Source organism: Bizionia gelidisalsuginis (assembly GCF_008086185.1).
Taxonomy (GTDB): Bacteria; Bacteroidota; Bacteroidia; order Flavobacteriales; family Flavobacteriaceae; genus Bizionia; species Bizionia saleffrena.
This window is the reverse complement of the sequence record NZ_VSKN01000038.1, coordinates 1-9,020: the sequence shown is the minus strand read 5'-3', so window position 1 is coordinate 9,020 and position 9,020 is coordinate 1. Positions and strand designations below refer to the sequence as shown.

Below are 9,020 nucleotides of genomic sequence, written 5' to 3'. Positions count from 1 at the left end.
ATTAGGAAGAATAACACCAATGGAAAAATGGAACGCTGACAAACACCTGATTTTAATGAAAAAAATAACCGCATAATTTAACTAACGAAATTTAAAAGAATACTCTTGTTTTATAGGGGTCAAAACACATAGCGAGAATATTTTCATCTAAAAAACCATGTTTAAATAGAAAGCTTTCATTATTTTTATCAATTAATAGACTGTTATTTCCCAAGTATTCCCATTTTGCCTTTTCTACTTTCCCGTTTAAAGAAATTAGTAGTTCGCAATTCGCCCTAAAAATATAAATGGTTTTTGAGTTAATAAGCTCATCTACCACTACCCAATGTTGATTAGTGAGTGTAGAAAGGTCGTCAAGTTTCTTAGAAAATCGTTGAACCTTAGGGATTATGTCAGTTATGTAAGTTTTCATTTTTCATATTTTGAATGATTTCTACTTTAATTATTGTACCACATGGTTTTGTTACCCAAAATCTAAGATACGTATGTTGCTCACTTTCTTTATCAAAAGGATATTCTAAGCCAGATATCTTTGTATTGCCATAAAAATTAATGACTTCTTCTTCTATGGTTTCAAAATGTTTTATACCAACAAATTTCTGGACAAAACAAATCTATGTCTTGTGATTCTCTATGATTAAAACGGAATGCTAAATTTGTACCTCCTGCTAATGCAAATTGAGATAAACTTGTAATTCTTTTATGGTTTGTAAGAGTGCTTTAGAAACTGCACTCATTAACTAAAATCGTATCGTAAGAAAGCAGGTTTACTGTAACGCTTAGACACCAATTTACAAACGTTATTACTTATACGTTCTTTTGTTTCCTTTGGCACATTGTAGATTTCATTAGCATTATAAACCGTTTCTACAAGTTCAATATCTTTAGAAAAAGTATCTTTATTTGTAGTCATAAAAACTCTAAGAATAATAATAGCCTTATCTCTTTGTGCAGATAATTTATTAGTATCCATATCCCAAAATGCGTGTTTTGGAAAGATGTTTGATATGTTTACTGCTTTAGCCAACGGTTTATTTTTATTTAAAATACTATACAAAATTATATAATTACTTTATCTAAAACAACTATTATACCATTTGTTGTATTATTTATTAAAGACTTAACTTTATATACTTCTCTTTTTATTAGACGATTAATTGTCTGCATCACTACAGAATATCGTTTGTAATTTAATTAAAATAACACACCAAAGTTATGAAACTAACTTATTGATACCTGCTTTTATCTTATTTTACATTCGTTTACTTAGTAGCTATTTTTGCTTTAAGCTACGTTTTGATTTTTGAAAAATAAATTACACTATTGACTGTTTTCCTTATATCCTTTATAAAAACCAATTAAAAAATCTACAATCCATTTTAGGGATAAAAACATAAACCACAATATGGATGTGGAAATATACCATAAAAACTTAAAAATATTTACAAGAAGACTAAACCCTAAAAAGATTAATTGAAGGGTTGCTGCATTTTTTCCTCTTACCTGAACACCGCCTAATTTGAAGCTTGAATAATTAGGCTTCATTAAATTATAAGAACCTCTTTTATTTTTTATAGAAGTACTAACACCTCCTTTTGAAATATTGAAATTAAAAGGACCACTATTGTATCTTCCAATGAATTGAAAGTTACCACGTTGAAACCCCATTCTAGCTCCTTTAAATAATTTTTTATGAAGTCTGACACCGTGATTGGTATTTATGGTAGCACCATACCCATCTTTTGCAATCGTTTTTGTAGCAGAAACACCGCCTGTTCTGGAAACACGAACATTTTTACCGTGATATTCTATTCTCTTTTTTGGTGGTGTGTTCTTTTCTGACATTAATAAGGAATTTATTTTACTTATTTTTCTATTAAAACCATATTAACACTATCATATTTATACTTTAATATATCGCCTGATAATATCAATGAGACAGCCCTATCAATAATTGGTCTTGGTGCAACAAACCATTCTCTTGGTGTTATCCTGTTTTCTTTTTCGTCAAAAACATCAACATTCAAACATACCTCTGCAAAGAATCTATGTATTAAATGTTCAAACCTTTGCGCATCCATATTGTAACAAGCATACTTATCCAATAAATGAACATCTGCATATAAATAAGTAGATTCTTTAGAAGCATTTTTAATACGCTCATTTACATCTATAGAAGAAAATCCTATTTTATATAAATTATTAATTGATGCTATATCTGGATTTTTGGATTTTGACCTTAATACATATATCCACCCTGTTTTAACATCTTCTTCATTAACAATATTTGCATTTTTAAAAAGCTCTTCTTCTGCATCCTTATCGGTATCAGAAACAATACTTCCACCATTATATAAGGCTTTTGCTAATGAACGATAAAACATATTGCTTACAGTTCCATTTTCAAAAACAGTTATCGTTCTACCATCTTTTCTTGTTCTATCTCCTATTTTCCTGTCCTCTGAACCCTCTTTTTCTAAAAACATCAATACACCATCTAAAACATAATACTTACCCTCTTCAAGGTTTCTTTCTACGTCTTTAAATTCTTTTAATTTACGTTTACCTTCTCTTAATTCTTTATGTATTTTTTTAAATTGTGTTTCATAAGGTGCAAAATCCTTATCTTTCATTGCCTTTCTTCTTGCTGTGAAATCTGTTTCTGCTCTTTCTGATGCGCTCTTTACATTCTTCAACTTAAAAATAGATAAAGTTTCATCGGTATCTAAGATGCCTAAATGATCATCATTTAAAATATCTTCAACTGATTTTACTTCTTCTTTAGTATTTAATAAATTGTTCTTGTCAAATGATTTAAGAATCTCTACTTTTTTAGCATCTTTTCTTACTGCTTTTAATCTTGCTAATAATTTAAATTCAGTAACGTTAGTTGCTTCAGGTTCACGATTATTCTTTTCAAAAAAAGCATTAATTTCTTGGAACGATTCAATTAAGCGTTCATCTTCTGTTTTTACTCCAGCGCTCTGGGGTTTAGAATCTAAAATCCCAAACTCATCATCATTAAATATATCTGCTAATGTTTTCTTTTTACTCATTAGATGCTCCTTTACGCTTTTGCTCTTTTAAAAATATAATTGCTTCTGCCAAACGTCTTTCTTGTGGGTCGAAAGATTGCATACTTGGTTGCTCACCTGTTTTTGCAATCCAATTTTTTATTTTAGGCCACAATATAATGGCTTCCTCATCAGTCATTGTTATTCTTGTAGCTTCAATCGTTTCTTGAATTGCTTTAAATACAGATGCCGTTACCGATTTAGAAAGTATCTCAAATGCTTTTTGAAATGGATTGATGGTATCTATTAAATCGATATTAATATCATCAATATTTACGAAACTATCTGCCATACGAATAAAGCGTTTATCACCAACTTCTTCAATAGTTCCATTTTTTATTACTGAATCTACGACAACGTGTTGACGCACTGTTTCGACCTCTTCATCTGTTAAATCTGGGTAGGTTTCTTTAATAATTTTAGGTATCAATACTTTATTAATAACTTCTGGGTCTACATTACCAGGCATTGCTTTAATCATCTGCTGGTCTTGCATCATTTTTGCCTTCAAGTCATTTATATCACTTTCAATAATATCCTTTGCTCTTTGTGAACTAGGTAACTTAAAACCGTTTATTTTGATAGTATTTTCATCATCTTCTGAATCATCATCTTCCTCATCTTCGTCTGGAAATTTTGGTTTAAATTTAAAGTTAGGTGCTAATACTTGTTCCATTAATAGTGATGATGTAATAGCCTTTAGCATATTATTTACTGATAGTTTTACTAAATCATCTTCCGCATCTGGTTGTGCAATTAAATTAGTAAACTGAGAGTGTGATTTGTTTTCGCTGTCTCTTGTTGCTCTACCTATAATTTGAATGATTTCTGTTAATGAACCTCTATAACCAACCGTTAAAGCGTGTTCGCAATATGGCCAATCAAACCCCTCTTTAGCCATACCCAATGCGATAATGATATCTATGTCATCTACACTTTTTACTTCCCGTAAATAGGCTTGTATTTTATCTCTATCCTTTTGGTTATCGTGTACTAAATCTGCAATCTTTAAGGTTTTACCTGTGGTTTTACTTATTACATATAAAACACCCGTATCTGGGTCTTGGTAGTCTAATTCGCCAATACCATCAACAATTCTATTAACTTCTTCGTATTTATCTTTTTCAGATTCCCCTGAATTTACACTTGGAATATGAATAATTGTCTTTTTGTTTTCATCTAATACTTCGTGAATGGCAGCTGTATATTTTCCTTGATAAAAATGATAGCCAATACCTAAAGACTTTAAATAATTATAACCGTTTAATTGTTGGTAATAATCATACTTCACTTTGGTAAATTTCGCTTCATCTTCTGGCAATAAAATAGGCACAGAATCTCCTCTAAAAAAAGAACCGGTCATGGCTACTACGTGCGCATTAGACTTCTCCATAATGCTACTTAATACCAACCCTAACTTATTATCTCCATCTACAGATACGTGATGAAACTCATCTATTGCTAATAAACAATCATCCAATTGTTTTTCGTCTATGGCTTCAAATGCAAAACGCAAAGTAGCGTGTGTACAGATTAGTATTTTTTCATCACTTTCTAAAAAGTTTAAAAACGCTGTTACTTTACTTTTTTCAATACCAGGTGTGCATAAATTATATCTTGGATTCGGCTCCCAATCTGCAAAAAAACCAAATTGTTTTAAAGCTGTTTTGGCAAATGAACTCCCAATAGAACGCTCAGGAACTGCAACAATTACTTTTTTAATGCCTTGATGTATTAATTTATCTAAACCAATAAACATTAACGCACGAGATTTACCAGAAGCGGGCGGTGCTTTAATTAATAAATATTGAGCAGTACGTGCTTCAAATGCTTTTTGTTGCATTTCTCGCATACCATATTCATTGGTACTTTTACTTTTACCTGTTTGTTGGTATGTTACGTGTACTATATCTGGCATTTTATTTTTTCTTTTTAAGCTTTTTTATTTCTATATCAAAATCAGAAATATAGGTTTCATCTTGATTAACTCTAAATTTAGAATATTCACTTTCGGCTTTTACTTTAGCTTCTAGCATGGTTATTTTACCTGTATCTTTTAAGATTGGATAATCTGCCAATTCTAAAAATTGGGTTAAAAATTGCTCCCAATCTTGCATATTCATTACGCGTCTGTTTTCTGCTCTGCTTTCTGCCAAATCTAAATAAGCTGTTACTATACGTTCTAAAGATTTTATATGCTGTTCATTCAAATAATTTTTAGCAACTGTAACATCGCTTTTTAAAATTTTACCACCTGGCGCTTGTTTCCAGTTTTTTAAGCCCATAAAAATTTTAGTCGCATCTGCTGCTGTATAAATAATTTCGGCAGCTGTTTTACCTGTAATAGCCCAATGTAGTTTGTTTTGAACGCTAGCAAAAAAATGATTTGTTATTTTAGATTGATTATCATAATCTGCAGAAAGCGCATAAATATCTGTGATTTTTTGATACAAGCGTCTTTCACTTAACCGTATTTCGCGAATACGCTCTAAAAGTTCGTCAAAATAATCTTTACCAAAGTGTTTGCCTTGCTTTAGACGTTCATCATCCATAGCGAAGCCTTTAACGATGTATTCGTGCAAAACGTTAGTTGCCCATTTTCTAAATTCTATGGCGATGTGGGAGTTTACACGATAGCCAACGGCTGTAATTGCTCTTAAATTATAATATTTGGTAGTGTATGTTTTACCATCTTCGGCAGTATGTCGGAAATTCCGACATACTGAATTTTTATCTAATTCAGTACTCTCAAAAAGATGTTTTAAATGTTCTGTAATGGTAGAACGTCCTTTTTGAAACAGTGCTGCTATTTTTTTTTGAGTCAACCAAAGCGTTTCATCTTCAAAATAAACATCTATATTTACCTTGCCTTTATCTGTATTAAAAATAACAAAGTTGTTAATGGCCTGTAAATTATTTTCTTCCTTTTCCATTACGCCTTTTTAGTTTTACGTGTCTTTTTACCCTTCTCCAACAACGTATTTCGCTTTATCATCTTCTCATATTCTTTAAAGAGATATTCTAAACGTTCTGTATCGCTGGTAAAAGGTTTTAAACGATAACAGCGTTCTATGGCTAAATCTAATTGATGGTGCGCTTCTTTTAAACCTTTTGGCATTTTATTAGGGTCATACAATTGTGCTAAGGTTTTACCTGAATGTTTTTCACGTTCTTCTAATAATTCAAAGACGTGTAGATTGATTTGTTCTTTTTGTTTTTGATTGATTTCGGGGAAAGGAAAAGTATTGTAACATAATTGAGAGGAATATCTATAATCCTCTTTTAACCTGCCTCCAACTGCCTTTACCCAATCCATATGAATTCTTGAAGTAATTATACCAAAGTTCCAAATTGTAGCATTAAAAATAACGCTGGCTGCATCAGAGACAATAGTATCTCCATCGAGAAAACCCATAGGAATATAATCGCGTCTTTGAGAAGAGGTTCTGGGTATAATAATAGAATCTGAATTATTATGGACTGAGTAATAAAACTTATGTGGTTGTTTAGACATTTCTCTTGTACTTTTTTCTGTACTTTTTTCTCTAAACGCTTTTACTTTTTCAAATCTTTCTGCTATTTGAGGGATTGATTCTGCAAATTGTAATTGGTCATCACTTACGTATAAGCACCATCTTTGTTTACCACGGATAAACTCTGCTGAACCTAATAACCTTTTAATAAGCACTTCTGCTTCTGGGTAAATTTCTATCAGTTCATTTTTCTCTTCAGTAGAAAAAATCAGGTTACCACTATCAACAATTTTACTTCCATAATTCATAGGAGGTATTTTTGACAAAGGCTTGGTTCTCTTTTTAAGAACTACACTACTACCAGAAGTTAAATATGCATTTATATTATCTACAACTTCAAAAGAAGTCTGATTAAAAATTTTCTTTTTTAATGTCGTTTTGTTTTGAATACCGATTATTGTACAGTAAACACCTGCATTACCTTTAGCATTATTAGTCCACTTAAAAGAATTATAAGCAAAAAATATTTCTAGACCTTGGGATAATATAAAGGGCCATAATAACGAAACCTGTTCTCCTTGACAAATTGAATTGGTTGTTACGTAAGCATATTTGACATTATCCTTTTGCACAAAAAGAGCTGACTTGATAAACCAACAAGCTATATAGTCTAAATCTTTATATGATTTAAAACCATTACAAACTAATGCCAAATCTGACTTTTGCTCTTTACTTTGAAGGAATGAACCCAAATAAGGCGGATTTCCTAAAATATAAATTTCATCATTTTCATTTTTAGGACAGGTATCTGCCCAAGATAAACGTGTAGCGTTGCCTTGTGTAATATTGCCTGCTTCTTTTAAAGGTAAAATAGGTTTTGCTTTTCCAAAGCCGTGTAGTTCATCTACAAAAAACTTGTTCATTTGGTGTTCTGCCAACCATAAAGAAAGTATTGCCATTTCATGGGCAAAATCATCTAATTCAATACCGTAAAATTGTGAGAGTTTTAATTCTGTAAAAACAATAGAATGCTGTGTTTCTAAAGGGTGTAGTTCTTGTAGAATTAGTATTTCTAGTTTACGTAACTCTTTATAGGCAATAATTAAAAAGTTACCACTACCACAAGCAGGATCAAATATTTTTAGTTTAGAGAGTCTAAATATTAATTGGCGTAACTTTTTAGCATTGCCTTTTTGTTTTTCAAATTCTTCGTACAGTTCATTTAAAAACAAAGGTTCTATTACCTTCATAATATTAGGTACAGAAGTATAATGCATCCCTAAACCACTACGATATGCAGGGTTTACGACTGCCTGTATCATAGAACCAAAAATATCTGGGTTGATTTCACTCCAATCTAAATCGCCACACTCTATAATAATTTTACGCGCTTCTTTGGTAAATTTTGGTGATACAATAGGATCTCTAAACAAACCACCATTTACATACGGAAAGGCTTTAAAAGATGTTGCTTCTTGACTGTTATCTTTTGTATTTAGTACTTTAAAAAGCCGATCTAAAAATGAGTGCGTATCACTACCATCTTTTTGAGTGTGCTGCTCTAAGGTATCTGTAAATAGTCCTTCAATGGGAAATATGTCTGTATCTTCTGCAAAGAAGCAAAAGAGCAAACGCGATAGAAAGATGTTTAGATTATGGCCACCATCATCATAAATATTCGGGTTTTCAGTAACTAAAATATCATAAAGCTTCGCCATTTTGTAGCTCGCTTTTCTATCTGCATAATTCTCATTGGTTTGTGCATATTTTTCTTGACCTGCCCAAGGTAAAAAGAAACCAAAATGTTTATGAATTTCGAGAATAGGTATGTCTAATGCTAACCCTGTTCTTATATCTTTTGCTAAGAGTGTTTTATAATCGGTTACAATTACAAATCTTGGATTGTGTTTTAAAGTATCTGGTTCTTTTGTAAGTTTATCAATCGTATTTAATAAATCACCAGATGCTACCTCTTTAAAAAGTAGTTTACTTTTATAGAGTACTTCTCCTGCTACTTTAGAGAGGTTGAAATCTCCTTTTTTTAAACGTGTTATAGATGTTTTAGAAATACCGTAGGCTTTTAGTAAGTCGAATACAAATTCTTCTTTGTTGTAGTTTTCAACTAATGCTGTTACGTTTTTTTCTATTTGAGATGCGTTCATTTAATATTTTCTATTGCTCTTTAACGAACCTTAAAAATATAATATAATTTTGACATTATATTATGGTTTTCCTCATTTACTTTTCACCCCTGTTTTAGGGTATATTGACACTATCCTAAAAAGTGTGTAAGTTCAAAATTTCATGGTTAAATTATTTATAGTTTAATCCTGTCTTTTAAATATAGTAAGTTCAAGTCATAAGTGCAACACGGATATTTAAAATAGATGGGGCTAGCCCCATCTATTTTAGGCTCAATATTTATATTCGTTTTGAATGAAACATTATAAACAATTGACCTTGTCACAAAGTT

General features: G+C 31.1%; 8 protein-coding genes. All 8 read right to left on the bottom strand.

Features of this window, described 5'->3' with window-relative positions; all coding sequences use genetic code 11:
• Positions 1–91: 91 nt before the first annotated feature.
• Complete coding sequence (locus tag ES677_RS14565; protein WP_148381636.1) at positions 92–412, bottom strand: hypothetical protein; 321 nt, start codon at positions 410–412, stop codon at positions 92–94.
• A gap of 161 nt (positions 413–573) precedes the next feature.
• Positions 574–696, bottom strand: a complete 123-nt coding sequence (locus tag ES677_RS15920; protein WP_148381637.1) for a nucleotidyl transferase AbiEii/AbiGii toxin family protein — start codon at positions 694–696, stop codon at positions 574–576.
• 40 nt (positions 697–736) lie between these two features.
• Positions 737–1,027: a DUF6922 domain-containing protein gene (locus tag ES677_RS14555; RefSeq protein WP_148381635.1), complete on the bottom strand. Its 291-nt coding sequence runs from the start codon at positions 1,025–1,027 to the stop codon at positions 737–739.
• 293 nt (positions 1,028–1,320) lie between these two features.
• Complete coding sequence (locus ES677_RS14550; RefSeq protein WP_148381634.1) at positions 1,321–1,845, bottom strand: hypothetical protein; 525 nt, start codon at positions 1,843–1,845, stop codon at positions 1,321–1,323.
• Positions 1,846–1,865: 20 nt separating this feature from the next.
• The gene (locus ES677_RS14545) at positions 1,866–3,056 is read right to left on the bottom strand and encodes a GIY-YIG nuclease family protein (protein WP_148381633.1); all 1,191 of its coding nucleotides are present in this window, start codon (positions 3,054–3,056) and stop codon (positions 1,866–1,868) included.
• Complete coding sequence (locus tag ES677_RS14540; protein WP_148381632.1) at positions 3,049–4,992, bottom strand: DEAD/DEAH box helicase; 1,944 nt, start codon at positions 4,990–4,992, stop codon at positions 3,049–3,051. Before ES677_RS14540 ends, ES677_RS14545 begins: the two co-directional genes overlap by 8 nt.
• Before the next feature lies 1 nt (position 4,993).
• Entirely contained in the window at positions 4,994–6,007 is a 1,014-nt protein-coding gene (locus ES677_RS14535) for a virulence RhuM family protein (protein ID WP_148381631.1), read from the bottom strand.
• A complete protein-coding gene (locus ES677_RS14530) occupies positions 6,007–8,709 on the bottom strand; it encodes a DNA methyltransferase (RefSeq protein WP_148381630.1) in 2,703 nt (900 codons plus the stop codon). The genes ES677_RS14535 and ES677_RS14530 overlap by 1 nt, the downstream gene beginning before the upstream one ends.
• Positions 8,710–9,020 lie beyond the last annotated feature (311 nt).

Bases quoted from the DNA above. Each gene is read 5' to 3' on its own strand.
- ES677_RS14565 (WP_148381636.1), bottom strand. From the start codon at position 412: ATGAAAACTTACATAACTGACATAATCCCTAAGGTTCAACGATTTTCT.
- ES677_RS14550 (WP_148381634.1), bottom strand. From the start codon at position 1,845: ATGTCAGAAAAGAACACACCACCAAAAAAGAGAATAGAATATCACGGT.
- ES677_RS14545 (WP_148381633.1), bottom strand. From the start codon at position 3,056: ATGAGTAAAAAGAAAACATTAGCAGATATATTTAATGATGATGAGTTT.
- ES677_RS14540 (WP_148381632.1), bottom strand. From the start codon at position 4,992: ATGCCAGATATAGTACACGTAACATACCAACAAACAGGTAAAAGTAAA.
- ES677_RS14535 (WP_148381631.1), bottom strand. From the start codon at position 6,007: ATGGAAAAGGAAGAAAATAATTTACAGGCCATTAACAACTTTGTTATT.
- ES677_RS14530 (WP_148381630.1), bottom strand. From the start codon at position 8,709: ATGAACGCATCTCAAATAGAAAAAAACGTAACAGCATTAGTTGAAAAC.